Source organism: Myroides albus (assembly GCF_024722315.1).
In the GTDB taxonomy this organism is placed as follows: Bacteria; Bacteroidota; Bacteroidia; order Flavobacteriales; family Flavobacteriaceae; genus Flavobacterium; species Flavobacterium album_A.
The window spans coordinates 352,999-376,065 of the sequence record NZ_CP102754.1 but is presented as its reverse complement, the minus strand read 5'-3'; the positions used below and the strand labels follow the sequence as shown (position 1 = coordinate 376,065).

The following is a 23,067-nucleotide window of genomic DNA, read 5'->3' as shown; positions in this document are numbered from 1 at the left end:
ATTATTTTAATTTAATTCGTTTTCTAGCAATTCATATAGTAATTGCATTTTTTCTTGCTTTTCTAAGTTACTAATTAAATTGGTAACTTCTTGTTTTGTAGGATTAAGTTTATCACTTAATTTTTTATCTACAATTATCGTCTCTCCTAAAGGAATAGATGATTTATACATGATATTTATGGATACCATTTCTTTATTTTCCTCTTCAAATTGATGAAGATCAACAACAGATAGTATATTACTAGAATACTTTTCTAAATTCGACAATAGAATACTTTCTTCATTGTCAATCATTCGATTAATATCTTTGTTTAAAGCAACATCTGCTACTGATTTTAACCATGAATCTCTATCAGGTATTGCAGAGGTTAATCGTCTATAGAAGATAGCACTTTGTTTTTCAAGTAATTCTACTTTAACTCCTTTGAGTCTATTTAGAATAATGTCTTTATATACAGGGAATTCTTCTTCACAACTAAAGCTTAATTTTAGTTTTGTTTCAATTCTATTTAAAAGTTCATCATAAGCCCCTCTAAGCTGCTTGATAGCATCCTGAATATGGAATATATATGCTTCTAGTTTTTCTTCATCTTTTTCGAAATCAATACTAGTAAAGCCTAAAGCTTGAGGAAATAGATTAAACAGAGCGTCTTCTGGGTCTTTTGCATTGTCAATAGATTCTCTAAAGGCAATTGCTTTAGTGCTAATATTCTTGGTTTTCTTACTAAAGTCATTAAGCGAATTATAGAATCTTAAAAAGCTCGCAAATACTGTTAAGAAAGATGATTTTGCCCCTAGGTTATCATCGTTGCTTACTTGAATAAGATCCTTATAACTTTCTAATAAGTTAAGTTTTAACCCTTCTATTTTATAATGTTTAATACTAAATTTACTTGGGTTTTTGTGAACTAGTTCAAGTATCTCTTCATCTATATATGGGATAAATCCTGATTGTTCGTGAAACAAAGCATAATCTTCTTTTTTAATGATTAAAAAAGCAGGTATCCATATGTCTCTAAAACCTTTTTTAAGTTTATAAGGAGCCTCGCTTAATACATCATATAATTCAGCAAGATTTCTCCTTGAGTTAGTTGCACTTGTAAGGAAACTTTCACATTCTTGCCATAGTGTAGTAAACTTCTTGTTAGTGGTCTCACTGCCTTGTGTTTCTTTTGGTGTATAGTACTGAAAATACCCTAAATTAGAATCTAATCTATGTATACCAGTATCTTTAAAAAGAGATAAATAGATTGCCTTTTCTGGGGGGAACTTATTTTCCTCAAATCCAAGATCTTTTTCTGTACTATTGTTTAGTAATGCCTTAATTAATCTTTTTCTTGCAGTAGAGATTTGTGAACTAATAAACTCTCTATTGATTAGCTCATTCTTAAGTATAGGTTCCTTGCTAAAAACCTCAGTACAAATATCTGATAGTTGCTTGTTTAATGCTTTTTTATCTTTGATGCTAATTTGCTTACCATTGAAGAACCATTGATTATTATTTTGTGTTTCAAATAGGTTATTTAATACTAAATTCTCTAATTGATTAATATAGTATTGTATTTCTTGATCGATAATTTTTTTAGCTGTAAAATCTTCTTTTTTCTTGATTTTAATAGCTTGCAGTTTTTTTAAAGTAAAAAGATTTTCATGTATCTTTTTAGTGTTATGGTAGTAAACAAATAGATTAGCTCCTGTATTTTCAGAAGTTTCTTTAATATGCTTTTGAGCAATTTTCTCATCAAAAATTAGGTTGATGTAACCATCAATTGCTCCTTGAGCAGCACTAATCTCATTTAAGTTATTTAAAACTCTAAATTCAAAATATCTATTAGATCCATGTATAAAGGAGTATCTCTTAGCAGATAGTACTGGGAAGCTAATGTTATTTACTATTTCTTGTTCTATTTTAAAATTTGGGTTAACCTCTTTTGAGATATCACTTAATTCTTGGTCAATATCTAAATCAGTACCTTCTAAAAAGTTTAATTTCCCACTGTGGTTGAAAAATCTAATTACTGCGGCTTTATGAAGTTTTTCTATACAAAATTCTATAGCAGAATTAGAGTAAGAATTATTTGTCTTAGAGATATATAGAGTTAGAATGTCTTTGTCTAAATTACTGTTAGTTACAGCAAATAGGTTTAATAAGCATATTGTTTTGATACATTTACTTGCAATTTCAAAATCAAGTTTGTTTTCAAATAGTAATTCAGCTCTATCAAGTGCTCTAAAGGCAATTTGCCATTGTACTCTATGAGGATTTTTATAACTGTGTATTTCAGTAGCTAAGTTTTTAATTAAATAATCAAAGACTACATCTACTGAGTAAAAAGTGTGTTTTTTTTCTGTATTAAGATCAGATAGAAATGTGAACAATGATCTTTCATTTTGTCCATATCGCTGAAGGCTACTAACAAGTGTATTAATTGATAAATAGTCTAGAGGATAGATTGAATCTAATAATTGATCTATAGTCTGATCTTTGTACTTAAAAAGGTTAGTCGTCTTAATAAAGCGATTTAGTTTTTTTGCTTTTACACTGTTTTCTTTGCTAATAGTAATGCTTTTTAAAGCTTCACTAGCAAAGAATATAAGCTGTTCTATAGGCTCATTAAAAACAAGCTCTTTAAACCTTCCTTTTACTTTTTCCCATTCTCTTTTCTCTAGTTGAGATAGATTGTTACTGTATTCAGAAAAGTTCTGGTGTAACGTAATAATAAAGAAAACATTTTTTCTTTCGTCATTAGCCCACTCAGCAATTAACTGAATAAGGTATAAATCATCTGCATTTCCGGTTTTATTTATTTGTTCTAAGAATTTACCAAACTCATCTATTACAACAATAAGCTCTTTTCCTTTTTTGCTTGATTTAAGACGTAGAGACTCAAGTGATTTCATAATTGATTTATGATCACTTTCTTCTATGTTTAAGCTTGTAGAAATACTTTGACAAATAGATGTGCTTTCCCCCACAATTTTAAAGAAATCGTAACCGTTAATATTAGCAGGAGTAGGCGTAAAATAAAAAGTTTTTTTTTCTAAATTTCTCTCAACAGCCCATAAAAAAGTTGATTTACCAGTTCCGTAGTTTCCAACTATAGTGAATGACTTTGTAACTGAGTTTTGTTTATGAAATATATTATTGAATATTTCAACGGCGTTTTGAGTAACAATATAGTTTAGATCTTTATCTTGATCTCTAAGTATATTAGTTGAGATATTATTGTATTTCATAATAGTTGTTTAAAAGTGATTTTTTTAAATCTTCTGAGTTGTTTTTGATTGAAACATTGCTATTGCCAGCTGTGTCGCTATATGTCATTGAAAGCTCTTTAATTGCGTTTAATCCAATAAGATGATCTTGCAATGATTCATTAGTCATACAAAAGTAATTAGCAATTGTATTTTGAATATCATTAATATCTATAACATTCTTGTCTAGTGATGTAGCAAGCTCTGAGATACAGTATGCTAAAATTGGTAAAGGAATTTCTCTTTCAGTTTTATTTATTCTGTATAGGTCGCTTTTGCTATCTACTTTTTCTACTAAATTTAGTTCAAGTAGAGGAGAGTTAAGATCATCTTCTATGTTTTTTGCATCTTTTTTAGTAGCAATATAAGATCTAATAAAAACTTTGAAATCAGTAGATAATGTGTTTTCACTTGTTCTTCTTACATTTCTATCATCTCCAAACTTGTTAATGAAACTTATTACTTTTTCTTCATTAAATTCATAAGAAGCCTTGTCTATAAAATACTCTGTAAATATTAAGTTATAGATACTAGCATGTTTAAAATGACAAATATAAAATTGCAATAACCATAAAGTTCCTTCATCCTCTAGGTATCTATCTACCCCATCTTTTTCAGAAAATATGTAATCAGCAAATTCAGTTAGAAGCCCATCTTTAGTTATATTAAAGGCATCTAACCAATACTTTAAAGAAGAAACCATATTTCGACCAATACCTAAAAGTTTTATTGCTTTTTCTGTTTGATTAAACTCTTTATATCCTTGATTTTCAGTGAATTCGTAACCTTTTAATAACCATTGTTGCTTACAATGAAACGTATCGTGACCTGAAAATTTTAGTGTCATAGTTGTATATTTTTGTATATTTTGCTAAATTAAGGAATAAATGGATAGATTCATCCATTTATAATACTAAAAACCGAATTTGCTAATATTTAGGGCAGTAAAGACTAATTGTTAATTTTATTTTTATGTTTAAATTCCTGAATAACAAGTGTTTGTATTTAAGTTTATTTGCTTTTATAATTAGCTTATAGTGCACTAATAAATAGTATGGTTTCACTAAATTCTATAATTGAGTGTATTTGGTTTTCACTAAATTTGTTTGAAACACACAGTTAGACATTTTAGTAAGAAAAATTATGGATAGCAATAATAAGCGATTAGGGATAATTGAAATTGTATTACCTAAGATTGATTATCGGAATTACATTTCAGGATGGATCAAGACATGTAATAATGAAAAAATATATTTTCATGAGAATTCTTTTTTAGAAGAGGGAGCAAATAATAAAAAGATAGAGAAAGGTATTTTTGTAAGGTTTGTAGATAAAATATCAAATACAAAAAAAGGAGAAAGAAATGACGCTACTTGTGGTTTTTTATTATTTGAAGACACCCTGATTAGTGAAATTGTTGAGTATACAAAGGAGGAAATTGAATTTATCTATAATAATGCTAGCTTAAGTTTAAAGAAAAGAATTGATGCTTTGGGTATAGAGACTCTATCATTAACTAATAGAATAAGTGACAAACAAAAAGATGTTGGAGATAAAAAATGTATAAAGAGTTTTATTGAAGAAAAATCTTTTTTAGAAAATCTTTTTAATGCAAATTCTGATGAGTATAATGAAATACTATTTAAAACTATAATTAATGGTATCCATAAAATTGATTCAAAGGAGGTATTTACACAATGTGAGTATTTACTACAGATAAATAGGGGTAAAATAGAAAATAGTTTAAAGGATTTAAATTCGGTTTTTTATAATATAGCTAGTGATGAATATAAGTTTCTTTTTTGGTTTAAAGGTTATGTAGAGTATTGTTCTACAGATATATTAAGAAGATTCTTTGAAGATTCTGATTTGAGTCTTAAACAGGATATAATAAAGAGATGTAACGGTGATGATTTTGGATTTTTAGTATATAGTGTCAAGAATATTAAGTCAAATGTAGTTGAAGAAGTATATTTTAAAGGAATTGAAGCAAAGTTGTTAGAAGAGTTAGAACTTGCTGAAAAAAGTATTTCTATTGCGGTTGCCTGGTTTACTAAGGATAGTTTATTTAATATTCTTTGTGAGAAATTAAAGAGTGGTGTGAAAGTGGAGTTGATTATTATAAATGATTATATTAATAATTGGGAACTAGGATTACCATTTCAAGAATTTATAGATTTAGGAGGAAGATTATATCTAAGTGAATTACCATATGTGATGCATCATAAATTTTGTATCATAGACAATAATGTAATTTTTAATGGATCATATAATTGGACCTATTTTGCTGAAAAGTATAATGATGAAAATGTTATGTTCTTTAAAGGAAATGAAATATTAGTTGGTAAGTTTAATGAAGAATTTGAATTATTGAAATCTAAATTGTAAATCGTCAGCAAAAAGTGGACAATTAAGATACTATAAATAAGATAGTGTTTTCAAAAAATGATAACTTTATAATTATGGGAAGAGTCAGTAAGAAAACACCAGAAAGTATGGTAAAAGATATCCGTAAAAATACGCGTAGACTATTTACCTCAGAACAGAAAGTATTGATTGTAATAGAAGGATTACGAGCAGAGCTATCTGTATCAGAACTATGTAGAAAATACTCCATTAGTCAAACTCAGTTCTATAAATGGAATAAAGAGTTTTTAGAGGCAGGTAAAAAACGATTATCAGGAGATATTACAAGAGAGGCTACCAGTGATGAAGTAGCAGAGTTACGCAAAGAAAATGCAAAACTAAAAGAGGTAGTTGCAGATTTGGTATTGCGTTACGATATTGTAAAAAAAACCTTAGACATGCTGGAATAAATGAATTATATCGCAAGTATATGAGACTAACAGCAGCAGAGAAATATGAGCTAATCCAAAGTGTAACCACAAGTGAATTGGGAGTTAAAAAGACTCTTGAAGAGTTTGGTATTCCTAAAAGCAGCTTTTATAAATGGTATAAACGTTACTTAGAAAAAGGATATGATGGATTAGAAAAAAGTAAGCGAATAAGTAATAGGCAATGGAATAGTATTCCTGAGAGTCAACAGAACTTAGTTGTTGAGATAGCTTTAGAATATCCTGAATTATCTTCACGAGAATTAGCTTATAAAATTACAGATGAACAAGGTATCTATATCTCAGAGTCCAGTGTTTATAGAATATTAAAGAAGAGAGATTTAATACCCGCTCCAAATCATATTCTAATAGAAGCATCTAATGAATTTAAAGATAAAACACAGTTTGTACATCAAATGTGGCAAACAGACTTCACGTACTTTAAAATTATTGGATGGGGTTGGTATTATTTAAGTACGATTTTAGACGATTACAGCCGTTATATTATTCATTGGGAACTATGTGACTCTATGGAAGCTAATGATGTAAAAAGAACCGTAGAAACAGCTATAAACAAGGCAAAACTCAAATCAAAAGCAAAACCTAAGTTGTTATCTGATAACGGACCTTGCTACATCGCAAAAGATTTAAAGATCTTTTTAGAGAAGGATATGAAAATGAAGCAAGTACATGGGAGACCTCTACATCCTCAAACACAAGGAAAAATTGAGAGATATCATAGAACAATGAAAAATGTTGTAAAACTTAATAATTACTATCATCCTGAAGAGCTAATAGATGCTATTGAGGTTTTTGTAGAAAACTACAATAATAACAGATATCACGAGGCAATTGGAAACTTAACTCCTAAGGACGTATATTATGGAAAATCAGATAAAATATTAGAAAAAAGAGCTGTTTTAAAACAAGAAACTTTAACTAAAAGAAGACAGTTGTATAATCAACAAAAATTAATAAATTTATAACTAAAACACTATCTTATGCTTACGTCCTAAAAGTCTACATTAGTTTGAAGACATACAATAACAAAGTCTCTTCTAATTCGATAATTAGTTTTGAAAGTGCAATTTTTAAGCAATCCTTGGATATATCAAGAGCAAATTTTTGGTGTAAACTTACTTTTTGGAACTCAGAAATAGAGAATACTATACCTAAAGAAATAGGATTGTATTGTACTGATGATATCGAGAAAGTATCTGTATTAGAACCTAAAAAGGAGGCTTATAAAAAAATACGAGAATCTTATCGTATAATAAAGAATGAATTTACAAAAGAAGGAAATGCGATTGACTCATTAGATTTTTTTAATTATGAAATGATTGCTTATAAAGAAGAAAAAAGAAGAGATATTGAGAGAGAAGAAAAAAGAAGAGATATTGAGAAAAAATTAAGTGAATTTTTTATTTGGTTAAGATTTACTAATGATAGATTCTTAATTTGGCTCAATAAAATTTCAAATGATAATGGAACTAATTGGTTTAGAGGAATCTGTTTTACATTAATTATCACTTTGATTTTTTATCTTATTTTTTTATTGACTATATCAGGTGAATTAATGTTTTCTACATCTAAGCTAGCGTTAAAATCGACTTTGAAACATTTCGTGGAATTTTTAAATGTCTCAAAATGGGATATTAAACCTTTTGGTATAGATAGTTATGACTATGGATACGTTGTACTATTTATCGGGAGACTATTTATTGCATATGGATATTATCAAACGATACAGGCTTTTAGGAAGTATGGTAAGAAGTAATTTTTTTGCCTATTTAATATGAAAGTCGCTATTTATAAGACATACGGAGTAGGGGTTAAAACGCTCTTTAATATAGACTTGAAAACCGATAGCTCATGCTATCGGTTTTTTTATGTTTACAATATTCTACTTTTTTACAACTCTGTGCTAACATTTTTTTTCAAATGTAAATTTCAGATGTACTACATTCTCCGCTACTCCTCACCACTAAAGACCCATAACTTTTTGTACCGACATTTTAATTCAAGAAAAACCACCTAAATATTCCTCTTTTTCAAAACATATTCACGCGCTTTTTCCTGAATTTGATCATCAGATAAAGACTTGTTTTTTAGTAACCATTCATCAATTTCAGACTTCTGAAAGAATAAGTATTTACCATTAGGTTTAGAGTAGGGGATTTTACTGTAGTGAACCAAATGATAGATATACGATTTTTTAAAACCAGTATACTTCTCTAGTTCTTCCACAGATAGTATTTCCTTGTGATTAGAGATAATAAGTTGCTCTAAATAATTAAGTTTTTCCAGTATAAGTTTAATAGTTTCCATAATCAATTATTTTTAGATTTAGAAGCAAACTACAGTTATATCATAAACGACTAAAGCCAAGTGTACTTTCAAGTACCACTTGGCTTTAGCATAATTATAATCTGTAATTAATCCTTAGTTTAAAATCCAAATTTAAGCTCTGGGATAAGCTCAGAGGCTTCTTTCATTTTACTATCTATGATCTTAGCATAGATTTGAGTAGTTCTAATTTCACGATGTCCCAAACGTTTAGAAACCGTGTAAATATCGGCGCCATTCTCTAGGAGTAGCACCGCATTGGTATGTCTCGCACTATGGAAGGTAATATGCTTGTGAATACCCGCTCGGTTACACCAACGGACAATTTCATTATTGTAAATAGCAGAATATTTAAGATTAGTAAAAACGAGTTGATTTAGTGATTCTCTTTCTCCTAAGAGTTCTCTTGCTTGTTTGGAGATATAAAGATATTCAACACCTTCTGTTTTTTCTTGTCTATAGATGACTCTACAAACATCATCTTCGTCTCTTACCTCAGACCAAACAAGTTTGTTAATATCCGACCAGCGTAGACCAGTTAAACAAGAGAATAAAAAGGCACGTTTAAGTACTTCGTATTTACAATCTGTTTTTACAAGTCTTTGAACTTCATTAAAAGTAAGATACTCTCTTTGACTTTCTGCCTGTTTGAAACTCTTTACCTTTTGAGCATAGTTAATTGTTAGATACCCCTCTTCAAAGGCTAATCGAAGAGCTGCTCTAAATTTATTGAGATAGGAGTATTTTGAGTTTAATGAAAGCGGAAGTTTACTTTTAGTAAGGGCCTTTGTATCAAAGTAATGTCTGACCTTTTTTAAAAAGTCATCATCTACTTCATCAAAAGTAAAAGTAGTAGAGATACATTTTTTTAAGTGAAGGAAACTAGCAGTCCAGTTTCCATAGTTTTTAGGACTTTCGTATTTCTCTTCCATTTTTTCGTGAAAGAAGTCTAGGAAGCAACGTTGTCCTTTATGTTTGTTTTTAATTCCGTATTTACCTCGAAGGTCTTCACTTTGTCTGATGGCTAAGATATTCTCAGCCATTTGTAGCGCTTCTTTGTTTTCCTTTCTCTCCTTTGGGCTATTAGGAGCGCCATGTAGGAAGAGTTTGAGGTTTTCGAATTCTCTGATATGTTTCCTTTTACCATCAGCCAGAACTTCAGTTCCTTTGAGGTATTCTATATGGAGACTAATCTTACCACTTGGTAATTTTCGTTGTTTAAGTGTGATTCTCATAATTTTCTATATTAGGTTAGGGAGACTCAATTTGTACAACATTTGTACAACACTTTTTAATTATGTTGTACAAATGCGGTACTAAATATAGAAAATAAGGACATCTTATAAAAATATTTAACACTCAACTATTTGATTTTCAAATCATTTCAAACAAAATAAAAGTATTAAAAAGACAGGTTATTTACCGATACAAAAGTTCGCAAAAATATTACCTAACAATTCGTCATTCGTAACTTGCCCTGTTATTTCACCGAAGAAATATAAAGCCTGACGAATATCAATAGCCATTAAGTCTGCAGGTAAATTAGTCTGAAGTCCCCATTTCACTTTTTCGATTTCCTCCAAAGCTTTTAGAAGAGAATCGTAGTGACGCGTATTGGTTACGATTGTTTCATTATTGCGTAGAGCACCAGTATTAACAAAGCCTAATAGAGCCTCTTTTAGCTCCTCTACACCTACATTCTCCTTTGCAGACATCAACATCAGATTATCAATGTTTGCATGATATAAAGCGATTTGTTCTTCTGATAATAAATCCTTTTTATTACAAACTACAAGTAGTGGTTTTAGTGGATACTTGTTTTTGAGTTTTTCTAACTCAACTTTTATTTCATCTAAAGAACTACTGTTTAATTTAGCTCCATCGATTAGGTATATAACAACTTGAGCCGCTTCAATCTTCTCAAACGTCTTTTGGATACCAATGCTTTCTACCACATCTTTTGTTTCGCGGATACCAGCGGTGTCTATAAATCTAAAACCAATACCATCGATTACTAATTCATCCTCAATCGTATCACGGGTTGTCCCTGCAATATCAGAGACGATAGCGCGCTCTTCATTTAGTAAAGCATTTAATAAAGTTGATTTCCCTACGTTAGGTTCTCCAACGATAGCTACAGGGATTCCATTCTTAATTACATTACCTACTGCGAAAGAGTCGATAAGGCGTTTTAGCACAAATTCTATGCGGTCGATTAGTTCTTTAAACTGCGTACGATCTGCAAATTCCACATCTTCCTCTGAGAAATCAAGTTCTAATTCAATCAACGAGGCAAAGTTCAACAACTGCTCGCGTAGTTTAGCAATCTCACTTGAGAATCCCCCGCGCATTTGCTGCATTGCGATTTGATGACTTGCTTCGTTATCAGAAGCGATTAAGTCAGCGACAGCCTCGGCTTGTGATAAATCTAACTTACCGTTTAAGAAGGCACGCATGGTAAACTCCCCAGCTTGGGCCATCTTAGCACCTTTGCGCAGACACAATTGGATTATTTGTTGCTGGATGAAGGTAGAACCGTGGCAAGATATCTCTACTGTATTCTCTCCTGTATAGGAATTAGGACCTTTAAAAATAGAGATTAACACCTGATCCAAAACGCGATCTCCATCTACGATATGCCCCAAGTGTAGCGTATGTGTTTTTTGTTTTGTCAGGTCTTTGTTTTTAATCGATTTAAAGATACCGTTTACTAATGTGATAGCATCTTTACCCGAAACTCTTATGATGGCAATAGCACCTGCACCAGATGGGGTTGCCAATGCTACTATTGTATCTTGTAATATCATATATGCTGAATTATCTGGCAAAGATAATATTAATTCAGTAAACTAAAATTAGCTGTAGATCACTGCAAGGCTCGCTACTATTTATTTGTATATTTGAGTATTAAGATAAAAGGCAAAATGAGAATAGTAGCAACAATAGTTTGTTTGTGTATGTGTTTTTGGGGACAAGCTCAGACATTTCGAATGACTGAGAAGGAACAAACTCAAGTAAAAAAGACTTCCAATAAAGCCCTTCCTTATTTATTGAAAATTGAGCAGGTATTAGATAATAATGCCATATTGTTACAACAGCAAGATCCCAATATTCAGAATCCTGCTATTAATGAGCTTGTCAAGCAAAGTTTGACAATGGCTACGACAGAGAACCAAATTCGCTTAAAGAAAATTATATGTATTGCCTGTTATAAGGAGGAGTGGCTGAATCAAATTACTGCAGCTGAATTATTACTTGATGTTGACATAGAGGGGAGAGAAGGTATTTCTTTAGCCCAAGAGACCAATCAAAATCAGGCAGTTTACAGTACGGAAAACACTCAACAAAGAAATGGACAGGTTCCAATTGAAAGCAATAGGGAACTGACTGCTCAAGAAAAGTCAAAACGGGGATATGACAATCTTGCTAATGCTCTTAAGGGGCATTTTGGTCAAGATTATTTTACCGTTTTTCGAAATCTTGATTACAATTTTGTGACAATGAATTTTACTTCCTTCTTACAAGGACAAATGCGCATGGCTTACAAAGAACAGCTAAGACAAAAAAGTAAAATTATCGAAAAATACGTACCAGGGATTTCAACGCGTCAAGGTGAGTATTTAAACGTTACTTATCACATAAAGCGAGATAATAACATCTACGGTGCGTATTCAGAAGGCGCAACCCTTGTTCAATCAGTTGAAATCGTTGGGAATTCTGATCTTGTGGCAAACTTGTTTACAGCGTATTGGCAGGTAACGCCCAAATTAGAGGGATATAAGAAAGGAGAAGTCATTTCAAAGCAATTTTGGAATGACTACGTAGTGTTAGAGGTTCTCTCCTTAAGAGAGAGTAAAATTACAATTAAAAAAGGAAATTTTACCTTGGATTATGAAGCTATCTTTGGCTTACATCCCCAAGTGGAATCTAAATAGTAAACAACAACAATCAAACGCAGAATCTTGAAAAAATAGAATAAACTTATGACAAACAACAATTTTAACCCCACCTTGGACTATGCTAAGTCACTTGATGAAAATGACTCTTTAAGTAGTTTTAAGAAGCGATTCTACCCACTTGAGAACAATCAGATTTACATGGATGGCAATTCATTAGGCCTTGCCTCGATTGATGCAGAAAAGGCCTTGTTAAGAGTCATGGAGGTATGGAAGAAACAAGGAATATTGATTTGGAATACAGATGAAGGTTACTATTTTAATTACGGCAAAAAGTTAGGTGCTCGATTGGCAAAACTGATAAAGGCAAATAGTGATGAAGTAATTGTTACGGCTAATACAACTTTGAATATTCATCAGATAATAGCAACATTTTGGAAACCAACCAAACAGCGCTATAAGATATTAGTAGACGATTTAAATTTTCCAACTGATCGTTACGCGATTGATAGTCAGATTAAGCTAAAAGGGATGCAGGTCGAAGATGTGATTAAAGTTGTAAGTAGTAAAGACGGGATGTTTTTAGACGAGCAAAGTATCATTGATGCCATGACAGAAGATGTAGCGATTGTTTTGTTGCCTTCTGTTCTCTATCGCAGTGCACAGCTTTTGGACCTTGATAAGTTGACAAAAGAGGCTCATCGAAGGGGAATTATCATTGGTTTTGACTTGTGTCATTCTATTGGAGCTGTAGAACATGACTTCAATTTAGTCCAACCTGATTTTGCGATCTGGTGCAATTACAAATATCTTTCAGCTGGTCCTGGTGCGACAGCTGGTATTTATGTAAATAGGAAGCACTTTGGAAGAGAAATAGGACTTGCTGGTTGGTTTGGAAATAGCGATGAGACTCAGTTTGAGCTGAAACACAATTTTGAACAAGCTGCTGATATCAAAGCTTTTCAAACAGGAACACCTAATATGTTTTCAATGGCACCCTTGGAAGGCATATTGGATATTTACCAAGAGGCAGGTATGGATCGCATACGCAAGAAATCGCTTATGTTAACCGCCTATTTGATGTATTTGATAGACCACAAGTTAAGTCAGTGGGGCTACAGTTACATTAGTCAACAGCAGGATGAATGTAGAGGAGGACATGTTGCTTTGGTGCATAAACAAGCCTATAGAATCTGCCTGGCTTTAAAAGAACGCAATTTTATTCCTGATTACAGAGAGCCAGATATTATTAGGTTGGCCCCTGTTGCCTTGTACAATACCTTTGAAGAGGTTTACTTGTTGGTGGAAGAATTGGCGCTAATTGCCCAAGATCAAGTGTGGGAAAAGTACAGTACACACAAGTCAATCGTTACTTAATCATTTCATTCCATAAATCGAAAAGCAAGCTAAGAAAGAATCTTTATTAGCTTGCTTTTTTGTATGTGCTACAGTGAAATCTCAAATAAACTGACTATAGCATTGTCGTAATGCTTGGGTAAACCTTCCGTGTCATTTAGTTTGGATAAGCCTAAGAAAGCAAATCCGCATCGTTGGTAGTAAGTTATAAGATTGGTGTTTTCTCCTACGGTATCCATTCGGATGTAGGCTTTGTCATTTGCCGAAGCATAGTCTTTGGCCCAATTTACGATGTGTTGTACTAACTGCCTACCTCTGAAATTGGGATGAGTCGCAATTCGGTGGATATAAACAGCAGGATCGCTATTTTTCTCTTGCCATATTTGAGGATCGCTAAAAGTCGTTGCCCAAATACAAGCTATTTGCCCATCTATCACAAGTTTCCATTGTCTGTTTTGCTTAATTTCACTTTCGATGAGGCTGTCTTTAAAAATAGGCCAATGTACAGTATATCGCTCTTTCTGAAAGTTAGTAGCCAGTTCGTATAACTTGAAGATCTCCTCTTTGTCATTTAGATTGCTATTTTGTATCATCATTTTATTGTGGTTTGGTTTGAAAGCTAAAAATAAGGTAAAGCTTTCTCAATTAAAGTTTCCACTGTGATTGATCCAGAGTATCTATAGAGTTTATACGACAAGAGCATATTGCATTGACAATTCGTCCATTGACACTGAAGCAACTGTGTGGTATGCTTGTGTGATAGCGAATGCCTAATCTGAGCTCATTGTTTTGAGTTAACCAAACTTTTTACTCCCAGCTACACATAGAATAACACCTAATGTTACTAAGATCATACTGGAGCTTACGTGTTCGTTCAGAAGATAAGCAGCTAAAGCTAATCCGAAGAAAGGCTGTAACAACTGCAATTGACCTACAGAAGCGATTCCTCCCTGTGCCAACCCTTTATACCAAAAGATAAAACCTACAAACATGCTAAATACTCCTAAATAAGCAACTCCTATCCAGGCATCTATGCTGATGAACTCTGGCGTGGCAGGTGCTGTAATAAACATAATTGGCAGTGAGATAGGTAGTGAAAGCACCACAGCCCATGAAATTACTTGCCATCCACCAAGGGATTTGGATAATTTAGCTCCTTCAGCGTAGCTAAGACCACACAGTAGAATAGCGATAATCATGAGTATGTTTCCAAGGGGCGAACTTGTTCCTCCTTGCAGAACTGCAAAGCCAATGACTAACAGACTACCCAATATGGAGAATAACCAAAAGATGCCTTTGGGCTTTTCTCCTCCTCTAATTACTGCAAAAACCGCTGTACACATAGGTAAGATCCCTAAGTAAACCAGAGAATGCGCTGAGGTGATATACTGTAGTGCTAAAGCCGATAGTAAGGGGAAGCCAATCACCCCGCCGATTGCTACAATACCCAAGGGAAGAAGTTGTGCTTTAGTTGGCTTTATTTCTTTGAAAATCAAAAGACAGATCAGAGCTAAAACACCAGCAATACCCGCACGGGAAGCCGTTACAAATAGCGGGTCCATTTCTATGACAGCTACCTTTGTTGCGGGCATAGACCCACTAAATAAGAATACTCCTATGAATCCATTGATCCACCCGTTAGTTGAATTTGAAGAAGGCGTAATATCTATTACTGTTGTCGTTTTCATTTCTATGTTTTATTTACCAGACAAAAATCCGTTGAATCTTTAATAAGTACAGTATCAATTTTGTAAATTTACACGGGTACAGTTAAGATAGTTATGGAACACAGTTATATTTATGTCACGATTGCTGATGCGATTGCCAGTCAGATTCGAAGTAGTGTATTACAAGAAGGAGATCGTTTACCTTCTATTCGCGCACTTTGTAGTGAGTACAAAATTAGCATGAATACAGCCAAGCGAATTTATCAAGAGTTAGAAGCAAATGCCTTAATCGAAGTAAAGCCTCAATCAGGCTATTTTGTGAGTAATTTGTTTTATGCAGAAGTCCCTATACCTGAGGTTAGCAAGCCTGTACTGTTAGCCAATAATAAGGAACCTAAGGAAATTATCCGAAAAGTTTACTCTAATATGGGAAACAGAGATTTTACGCTATTTTCGTATAGTACTTTATACGACGGTTTTTTACCTTCTTCTAAGATGAAAAAGGAAATAGTAGCAGCCTCGCGTTTACTTGTTGATGGGGGAATAGAATATGATTCTGTACAGGGCAATTTGCACTTGAGAAGAATGATCGCACATAGAGCAATGACTTGGGGAGGTACGTTGAAGGAAGAAGATATCATTACCACTAATGGCAGTATGAGTGCGATTTCGCTGTGTATGTTAGCTTTGGGAAAACCAGGGGATACTATAGCAATTGAAAGTCCGTGTTATCCAGGTATATTCCAATTAGCCATTGACTTAGGCTTCAAAGTATTAGAACTTCCAACTGATCCAATCACGGGAATAAAGGTAGAGGCATTAGAAGAAGCAGTTGAGTATATCGACTTGTGTTTACTGATTTCTAATTACAATACGCCATTGGGAAGCTGTATGCCAGAGGAAAATAAAAGGGCAATTGTAGCCCTATTGGACAAACACAATATTCCTCTGATTGAAGATGATGTGTATGGGGATCTTTATTTTGGCAATCATCGCCCCAATTGCTGTAAAGCTTTTGACAAGACAGGTAATGTGCTTTGGTGTAGTTCTGTATCAAAGACTTTAGCTCCTGGTTATCGTGTAGGATGGGTCTGTCCTGGAAAATACAAGGATAAGATTCTCCATCAAAAATTAGTTCACGCGATATCTACGCCGGGGCTAATGCAAGAGGCAGTCGCCAGCTTTATGAAATCCGGCAACTACGATAAGCATTTGAGAAAACTAAGACAAAACTTGTATAGTAACTACCAAAAATACCTCAATACAATCATCACAAGTTTTCCCATTGGTACTAAAGTAAACCGACCACAAGGAGGCTTATCACTTTGGATTGAGTTTGACCAAAGAGTGCAAGCAATGAAACTTTATGACTTAGCTATTGCTGAAAAGATAAGTATTGCACCAGGACGCATGTTTACGGTTCAAGAGCAATTCGAAAACTGTATTCGCCTGTGTATAGGCTTGCCGTGGTCTACTGAAGTAGAAGACAAACTTGTGAGAATTGGTGAGTTGAGCAAGCAACTTTTACAGGAATCAAGATAGAAGGCACCTAAAAACGAGAGGTGCTCATTCTTATCGATATCAGGAGCTAATTGAGCTACTATTGGGGATTTTCTTGAATATACTTGATGTATTTTAAGACTTGATTAGCCTCTGATGTATTGACTTCCAATTCCAATTGTTTTCCCAAATAAAGTTGCAACTCATAGAAATAAGTCGTCATAACGGTCAGTGCATCCCAAGTGCGTTGCACATTAGCATTGCTATATGTGCGTAGGACGCGATTGTAATCTTCAGCACTGAGATATTGTTTGATAAACTTTCCCGATTTTCCAATGGATACTTCAAAATTGTGTTCACAGCCAATTTTCCAAGAAAGCAATTCTGTAAACATGGGGCGGACGACAGTTTCCATCATATCTTTAGCGTAGAGTCTTTCTTCTCTTGCCAAGCCTTTTGCAACATTAGTTGTGCACCACCAAAATTCATTACACACTTCTGTAAAAGCTCTTTGAGTTGGTCGATTTACGTGGTAGTCACGGTCTGACGGCTGAGGTATATCATCAAACAAATGGTCTTTATCTAACCACACTACAGATAGACTATCTCGCTTGTATTTGGCCAGTTCTCCTATGGGAAATAAAGTCAAGTCTATTCTGCTGTAGTCTTCGAAGATCATAAGGTAAGTGTACGAAATAGGAGTGTTGCCAATCTCGTTGCCTAATTCCATATCGTCAGGACGTTGTTCTATAATTGGTTCGCCAAAGGCTTGGTGAATGACTTCTTCTATCTTTACAGTTTCAATATCTGTGACAAAGTACACAATATCGTAGTCTTGATATTTATCTGGTTTAACTAAAGAATTAGCTCTCGACCCGTTGAGAATTACTGCTCGGATTCGATCGTCTTTTTCAGCTGTTTTTACAATTGTAGTTTGGTAGTTTACGTGCATAAGGTGTTGTTTGAATGTTAGAACAATATAATAAAATTAACCAAACCTATCCTTAGATATGGTTTATTGTATAGGAAATTATACGAAAATATTTTAATAGTATAACTTTTGAAAAGCGACTCTCTCTTTGGTGATTTGTGTAGTGGATTACAAGGTGTCGATCTCAATGATTCTCTTATTCTGCAAATACAAGAGTTGTCCATAGGACTTAATCGATATCGAACAGGTTAATTAGAGATAGTCTATAATGTGTTTAAAATTAGTTTTTTACAAGTGTAAGGTGTACTTTGGATGAGCATGTTAAAAAAAATAAGCTACGACTATAAAATAGTAAAAAAAGTAAGCGTTTTTAGTTTATTTTTGCGCCTTTAATTTTTATTTGCTTTATAACAAAATGCCACAAGAATTACAGTTACAAGTTCTTCCAGAAGTAGCAGCAAAAGCTGATCTATTGACACAGTACGTTGCGAACCACGTGAAGTGTTCTCCTAAGGATATTAAGCATATTACTATCCTAAAGCGATCTATCGATGCCAGACAGCGCACCGTGAAGATCAATTTAAAAGTTGCTGTTTTCTATGCAGATGATGATGTTGTACACAGAAAAATTGATTTCCCTGAGTATAAGAACGTAAGAGATGCCGAGCGAGTAATTGTTGTCGGAGCAGGTCCTGCAGGGTACTTTGCTGCTTTGCAATTAATCGAATTAGGAGTAAAGCCAATCGTATTAGAAAGAGGAAAAGATGTAAGAGGTCGTCGTCGTGATTTGAAGGCAATTAACAGAGATCACATTGTGAACCCTGATTCTAACTACTGTTTTGGAGAAGGAGGAGCAGGTACCTATTCTGATGGTAAATTATATACGCGTTCTAAAAAACGCGGAGATGTCAACCGCATCTTAGAGTTGTTAGTCGCTTTTGGTGCTACTCAAGATATTTTAGTAGAGGCTCATCCACATATTGGAACTAATAAGTTGCCAAAGATTATGCAGGATATGCGCGAGAAGATCATTGAGTTTGGAGGAGAGGTCTTGTTTGAAACACGCGTAGAAGACTTTGTAATCAAAAGCAGTGCAATCCAAGGAGTTGTTGTAAATGGGGGTGATATTATTGAAGCAAAAAAAGTCATTTTAGCCACAGGGCACTCCGCTCGTGATATATACGAATTATTAGATCGCAAACAGATATTGATAGAGGCAAAACCGTTTGCCTTAGGGGTACGAGCAGAGCATCCCCAATCTCTTATCGACAAGATACAATACTCTTGTGACTACAGAGGTGAATTTTTGCCGCCAGCACCTTATTCTATCGTGAAGCAGGTCAATGGACGCGGAATGTATTCATTCTGTATGTGTCCTGGAGGGGTTATTGCGCCTTGTGCTACTGCACCAGGGGAAGTAGTAACGAATGGATGGTCGCCGTCTAAACGCGATCAGCCAACAGCCAACTCTGGTATCGTAGTAGAGTTGCGCTTAGAAGATTTTAAACCTTTTGAGAAATTTGGTGCCTTGGCGGGTATGGAATTTCAAAAGGCAATTGAACAAAGGGCCTTTTTATTAGCAGGAGAGACACAAGCTGTACCAGCACAGCGCATGGTGGACTTCTCACAGTCTAAAGTATCTGAATCGATCCCTAAGACTTCTTATGTGCCCGGAACGACTTCTGTTGAGTTAGGAGAAGTATTCCCAGGGTTCTTAACCCAAATTATGAGAGAAGGTTTTCAAGAGTTTGGCAAGTCGATGAAAGGGTATTTTACCAACGAAGCTATCCTTCATGCACCAGAGAGTAGAACATCATCACCAGTGCGCATTCCACGCGAAGATTTGACGTTAGAACACCCACAGATTAAAGGATTGTATCCATGTGGAGAAGGAGCAGGTTATGCAGGAGGTATCATCTCTGCAGCAATAGATGGAGAAAAATGCGCCATCATGTGCGTAGAAAGTTTACTGTAGGGGTGAATTGCAATTCGCCCGTTTGCTATTTGAGCGAATTGCAATTCGCCCATAATTTTTTTAAAAAAATAGTCAATATATATAAGCCTAATTACAAGAGTAGTTAGGCTTTTGTGTATCTTTAACTGCAAAAATGATATGATTAAGAAGATAATCTTTGCAGTTCTTTTCTTGATGAGCTTTGTTCTCTCAGCACAAGAAGGTAGTTATAGTACTCAAGTTGAAGAGCGTTTGACCAGTCAAATAAAACCTTATTCATCTAAGGACTTGACTCCTTATTATGACAAGAAATCCCAAAAATGGGGTTATATGCATAGAATCTCAAAAAAGAAATTATCCCAACCTTTTATCGCATTTCCTATATTCTTTTGCCCAGATTTGGACTTACATGTCTATCAGATGACCAGAAATGACTTTGGACTTTATGGAAAGATTAAAGGGAGTTATGCTGGATATGATTCGCGTTTTTTTGATCAAATAGCATTTTTAGAACCCGAAATTGGCGTGTATAATCCTATGGAGTATAGCTATTTAATAGATACTACAATCAAGGGGTTTCGCGTCAATCACTTGGGAGAGCTCACGGGAATTAGTCCTACACTTTACGACGAAGTTTCCAAGAGAGCTAAGGTATTTACTCCCTTCTCGTATCGCGATCAGTTTTATGCAGTCATAGTCAATGGGGATCACGCTGAAAGGAACTATGCTATCATTCATCAAAATGGAGCAGTTGTAGAGGGATTTGCTGATAGCAAAGAATATCCTGATATCTTGCAAAAGTACAGTTCACAGTCAGACTTGTGGGTTGTTGTAGGCGTAGACAAAGAAAGGTATCGCATAAAAGGTTTGTTATCTGGAAAGACTATTAGTGAAGTTGATACGCAAATTATCCATCAGCTTCCCGAATTAGCTTACGGTATTGTCAGTCAAGATGGAGAAAAGGGAATTTGGGATTTTTTGACGATGCAATGGGTGATTACCCCTTCAAAGAAGAATGACTTTATCAGTTTGTACTATAGTTCTTCTGAAGAAGTAGATACATTTGAAAATGTAGAAGTAATCGATGCTGACCTGGTAAAGGAGAATAGGGATAAAGTGTATCTTTATATCCTCAATAGTAAAAATACTTTTTACGACCTAAGTAAGAAAGAATACAAACCCAAAGGAGATCGTTTTTTTTAAAAGGATCCTGTTATTCTTGATAAAAATGACTCTTTATTTTGTGCGTTTGTAGTCTTTAATAAAGGTGCTTATCCAAAAATAAATGATGTGAATTGCCGTTGTACAATTACCAAGAGTATTGTTTTGGTCCCTATTTAAAGCCAATCTTAGCGGAGTAGTATTGTAGAGATAGCTATTTTGACAAAAAGGATTTAAGCTCATGGATTGGCAAATTAAATCAAGTTTAATGCGTCTATTCGCTTTAGTTAAAGAAAAGCAATAGCCTATCAAATTATAGAATTACAAGATATGAAAAGAATTTTGTGCTTATTACTTTTTTCCATTGTATCAATGAATTGTACAAGTCAAGAGAAAGAAGTTAATTTTAAAAACCTTCAAGAAAGAGGAGGAGTGTTTTATGAGGTCAATTCTGATAAAGGATTTACAGGTATCGCAAAGAGTTATTATGGCAATGGCCAATTAGAAGTAGAAGATAGTTATGTGGATGGCGTGCTACATGGAATGACTAAGGGGTATTACGAGAGTGGAATAGTAAAGGCTGAAGCTGTTTATAAGGAAGGGAAATTAGAGGGTATACTGAAAGAATATAGCCAAGAGGGGAAGATTATCTCTGAAACAAGTTATAAAAACGGAAAGATAGAGGGGGTTAAAAAGAGTTATTCTGCAAAAGGACATCTTGTAACGGAAGCAGACTATAAGGATGGGGTACTGCATGGACAGATTAAGGGGTACTACGAGAATGGGCAGTTATCTGGCGAAGCAAGTTATGAGAATGGATTAGAAAATGGGATAGTGAAAGGATATTATGAAGATGGGCAAGTGCAAGTAGAGGCAAATTATGAAAGTGGGGTATTAGATGGCGTGGTTAAGGAGTATGACAAGAACGGACAACTAAAAAAGGAAGCAAACTATGAGCACGGGTTACTTCACGGACTTACCAAAGAGTATGATGACAAGGGAAAACTGATAATAGAAACGGAATACAAGTACGGAGAATTGAAAGGATAGGTCAAACGGTATTAGATATGCGCCATGCCAATCATTTTTCTTCATGTATGATCTATAGTGTATAATCATATACAAGCCTAATTACAAATGTAGTTAGGCTTTTTTTGTGCGGTATATTCAGGCAATTGATCGGTAAGTGATAACAAGGTGGTCGCATAGTGGTCGCATGAATTTGACTGTAAAGTATGCGACCACTATGCGATCACTATGCGACCACAAGCCGACCACCCCCTTTTAGGTCTGTCTCGTCCTAATATAGCTGTACAGTTATTGTTTATAATCCTGCTTTTAACTGTACAGTGTTTTTAGGGAGGGGCAGGTAGTCTAACAAAAAGGTTTAAATCTTTTTGACCATTGGAGCTTAACTTTTGACAAATGTAGTTGAAGAAAGGAATGTTTAGAATAGAAAATGACACACAAATGAATAGAATATTTTTCCTTGTTGTAAGGACAAGAATTTTAGACTCAAGCTAAAGGATAAAACTGATTTTTTATTGATTGCACTCTTTGATATTTGGGTTGCTAATGAAGATAGAAACCTCAATAATTATAATCTCTTACTAAATACATCTAAAGGCAGTAGTTTTTTCTTTTATACAATTGATCATGAAACTATATTTAATTCGTGCTTTTTAGAAAGAGAACTTGTGGAAATAACAGAAAATGAGTCAATTATAAATACAGAGATTGCCAAGATATTGTTTGCTAAGAACAAGAAAATAAATGAGATAGTAGATGAGTTGATTGGAAATTTTTATCTTTGTACCGGACAATGCGAAGATCAATCAAATAAACATTAGAATGTAAAAAAATAAGTCCCGTTCTAAAAAGTAAGGGACTTATCTTTTTTTTAAAACTAATATACTTCAAAGTAACCATATTGTCTAAAACCTGTCTTACGATTAAAGATAATATATTGGTCTAAGTTGCATGATTTTAGTGATGTCTGCAATTCAGGAAAAATCTGTTCTCCTATTTGCATAAAAATGAATATATCATCAGCAGTTAATTCTGATAATTGATTTGATTCAATAATCGCAACCTGCTTACCTCCCAAAAAAAGTTGATTTGCATTGTTTCTGGAAGTGTATGTCTTCAAACTAATGTAGACTTTTAG

At 33.9% G+C, this 23,067-nt stretch carries 19 protein-coding genes; 10 read left to right on the top strand and 9 right to left on the bottom strand.

Annotated features, from left to right (window positions below):
- Positions 1–6: 6 nt before the first annotated feature.
- Positions 7–3,237, bottom strand: a complete 3,231-nt coding sequence (locus tag NWE55_RS01765; RefSeq protein ID WP_258204492.1) for a hypothetical protein — start codon at positions 3,235–3,237, stop codon at positions 7–9.
- Positions 3,224–4,102, bottom strand: a complete 879-nt coding sequence (locus NWE55_RS01760; RefSeq protein WP_258204491.1) for a DUF4007 family protein — start codon at positions 4,100–4,102, stop codon at positions 3,224–3,226. Before NWE55_RS01760 ends, NWE55_RS01765 begins: the two co-directional genes overlap by 14 nt.
- Positions 4,103–4,398: 296 nt before the next feature.
- On the opposite strand from NWE55_RS01760, the gene NWE55_RS01755 reads away from it, so the two are divergent.
- The 3 genes from NWE55_RS01755 (at position 4,399) to NWE55_RS01745 (ending at position 7,866) form a co-directional block, all read left to right on the top strand.
- Complete coding sequence (locus NWE55_RS01755; protein ID WP_258204490.1) at positions 4,399–5,643, top strand: phospholipase D-like domain-containing protein; 1,245 nt, start codon at positions 4,399–4,401, stop codon at positions 5,641–5,643.
- 74 nt (positions 5,644–5,717) lie between these two features.
- Positions 5,718–7,075 (top strand): IS3 family transposase gene (locus NWE55_RS01750; RefSeq protein WP_373425571.1). Its coding sequence is split into 2 segments (ribosomal slippage): positions 5,718–6,033 and positions 6,033–7,075, totalling 1,359 coding nucleotides; the frame shifts between segments, so codons are not numbered across the junction.
- A gap of 44 nt (positions 7,076–7,119) precedes the next feature.
- Positions 7,120–7,866 (top strand): hypothetical protein, encoded by a 747-nt coding sequence (locus tag NWE55_RS01745; protein WP_258204489.1) that lies wholly within the window; start codon positions 7,120–7,122, stop codon positions 7,864–7,866.
- 257 nt (positions 7,867–8,123) lie between these two features.
- On the opposite strand, the gene NWE55_RS01740 is transcribed toward NWE55_RS01745, so the two are convergent.
- From NWE55_RS01740 to mnmE, 3 genes are all read right to left on the bottom strand, one after another.
- Complete coding sequence (locus NWE55_RS01740) at positions 8,124–8,417, bottom strand: helix-turn-helix transcriptional regulator (RefSeq protein WP_258204488.1); 294 nt, start codon at positions 8,415–8,417, stop codon at positions 8,124–8,126.
- 119 nt (positions 8,418–8,536) lie between these two features.
- The gene (locus tag NWE55_RS01735) at positions 8,537–9,670 is read right to left on the bottom strand and encodes a site-specific integrase (RefSeq protein WP_258204487.1); all 1,134 of its coding nucleotides are present in this window, start codon (positions 9,668–9,670) and stop codon (positions 8,537–8,539) included.
- A gap of 180 nt (positions 9,671–9,850) precedes the next feature.
- Complete coding sequence (gene mnmE, locus NWE55_RS01730; protein WP_258204486.1) at positions 9,851–11,242, bottom strand: tRNA uridine-5-carboxymethylaminomethyl(34) synthesis GTPase MnmE; 1,392 nt, start codon at positions 11,240–11,242, stop codon at positions 9,851–9,853.
- Positions 11,243–11,359: 117 nt separating this feature from the next.
- On the opposite strand from mnmE, the gene NWE55_RS01725 reads away from it, so the two are divergent.
- Positions 11,360–12,370 carry a hypothetical protein gene (locus NWE55_RS01725; RefSeq protein WP_155093415.1) on the top strand — a complete coding sequence of 337 codons (1,011 nt, stop codon included), beginning with the start codon at positions 11,360–11,362 and terminating at the stop codon, positions 12,368–12,370.
- A gap of 48 nt (positions 12,371–12,418) precedes the next feature.
- Positions 12,419–13,708 (top strand): kynureninase, encoded by a 1,290-nt coding sequence (kynU, locus tag NWE55_RS01720; protein WP_155093416.1) that lies wholly within the window; start codon positions 12,419–12,421, stop codon positions 13,706–13,708.
- Positions 13,709–13,776: 68 nt separating this feature from the next.
- Here the strand turns inward: kynU and NWE55_RS01715 are convergent, their stop codons facing one another.
- Together NWE55_RS01715 and NWE55_RS01710 are read right to left on the bottom strand one after the other, a co-directional pair.
- A complete protein-coding gene (locus NWE55_RS01715; RefSeq protein ID WP_258204485.1) occupies positions 13,777–14,283 on the bottom strand; it encodes a GNAT family N-acetyltransferase in 507 nt (168 codons plus the stop codon).
- Between the two features lie 198 nt (positions 14,284–14,481).
- Entirely contained in the window at positions 14,482–15,375 is an 894-nt protein-coding gene (locus NWE55_RS01710) for a DMT family transporter (RefSeq protein WP_155093320.1), read from the bottom strand.
- 93 nt (positions 15,376–15,468) lie between these two features.
- Here NWE55_RS01710 and NWE55_RS01705 point away from each other — a divergent pair, with 93 nt between their 5' ends.
- Positions 15,469–16,896 (top strand): aminotransferase-like domain-containing protein, encoded by a 1,428-nt coding sequence (locus NWE55_RS01705; protein ID WP_155093319.1) that lies wholly within the window; start codon positions 15,469–15,471, stop codon positions 16,894–16,896.
- A gap of 58 nt (positions 16,897–16,954) precedes the next feature.
- Here NWE55_RS01705 and NWE55_RS01700 read toward each other — a convergent pair whose 3' ends face one another.
- Positions 16,955–17,806, bottom strand: coding sequence for an aminoglycoside 6-adenylyltransferase (locus NWE55_RS01700; protein WP_155093318.1), 852 nt, complete (start codon positions 17,804–17,806; stop codon positions 16,955–16,957).
- A 394-nt stretch (positions 17,807–18,200) separates the two neighbouring features.
- On the opposite strand from NWE55_RS01700, the gene NWE55_RS01695 reads away from it, so the two are divergent.
- The 4 genes from NWE55_RS01695 to NWE55_RS01680 all read left to right on the top strand — a co-directional run bounded on the left by NWE55_RS01695 (position 18,201) and on the right by NWE55_RS01680 (position 22,750).
- A complete protein-coding gene (locus tag NWE55_RS01695; protein ID WP_155093317.1) occupies positions 18,201–19,760 on the top strand; it encodes an NAD(P)/FAD-dependent oxidoreductase in 1,560 nt (519 codons plus the stop codon).
- Between the two features lie 138 nt (positions 19,761–19,898).
- Positions 19,899–20,942, top strand: coding sequence for a hypothetical protein (locus tag NWE55_RS01690; protein ID WP_155093316.1), 1,044 nt, complete (start codon positions 19,899–19,901; stop codon positions 20,940–20,942).
- Positions 20,943–21,230: 288 nt separating this feature from the next.
- A complete protein-coding gene (locus tag NWE55_RS01685) occupies positions 21,231–21,950 on the top strand; it encodes a toxin-antitoxin system YwqK family antitoxin (protein WP_155093315.1) in 720 nt (239 codons plus the stop codon).
- A 494-nt stretch (positions 21,951–22,444) separates the two neighbouring features.
- On the top strand, positions 22,445–22,750 hold the full coding sequence (locus tag NWE55_RS01680; RefSeq protein WP_155093314.1) for a HipA family kinase: 306 nt from the start codon (positions 22,445–22,447) through the stop codon (positions 22,748–22,750).
- Between the two features lie 56 nt (positions 22,751–22,806).
- Here NWE55_RS01680 and NWE55_RS01675 read toward each other — a convergent pair whose 3' ends face one another.
- A complete protein-coding gene (locus tag NWE55_RS01675) occupies positions 22,807–23,049 on the bottom strand; it encodes a hypothetical protein (protein WP_155093313.1) in 243 nt (80 codons plus the stop codon).
- Between the last annotated feature and the right edge of the window lie 18 nt (positions 23,050–23,067).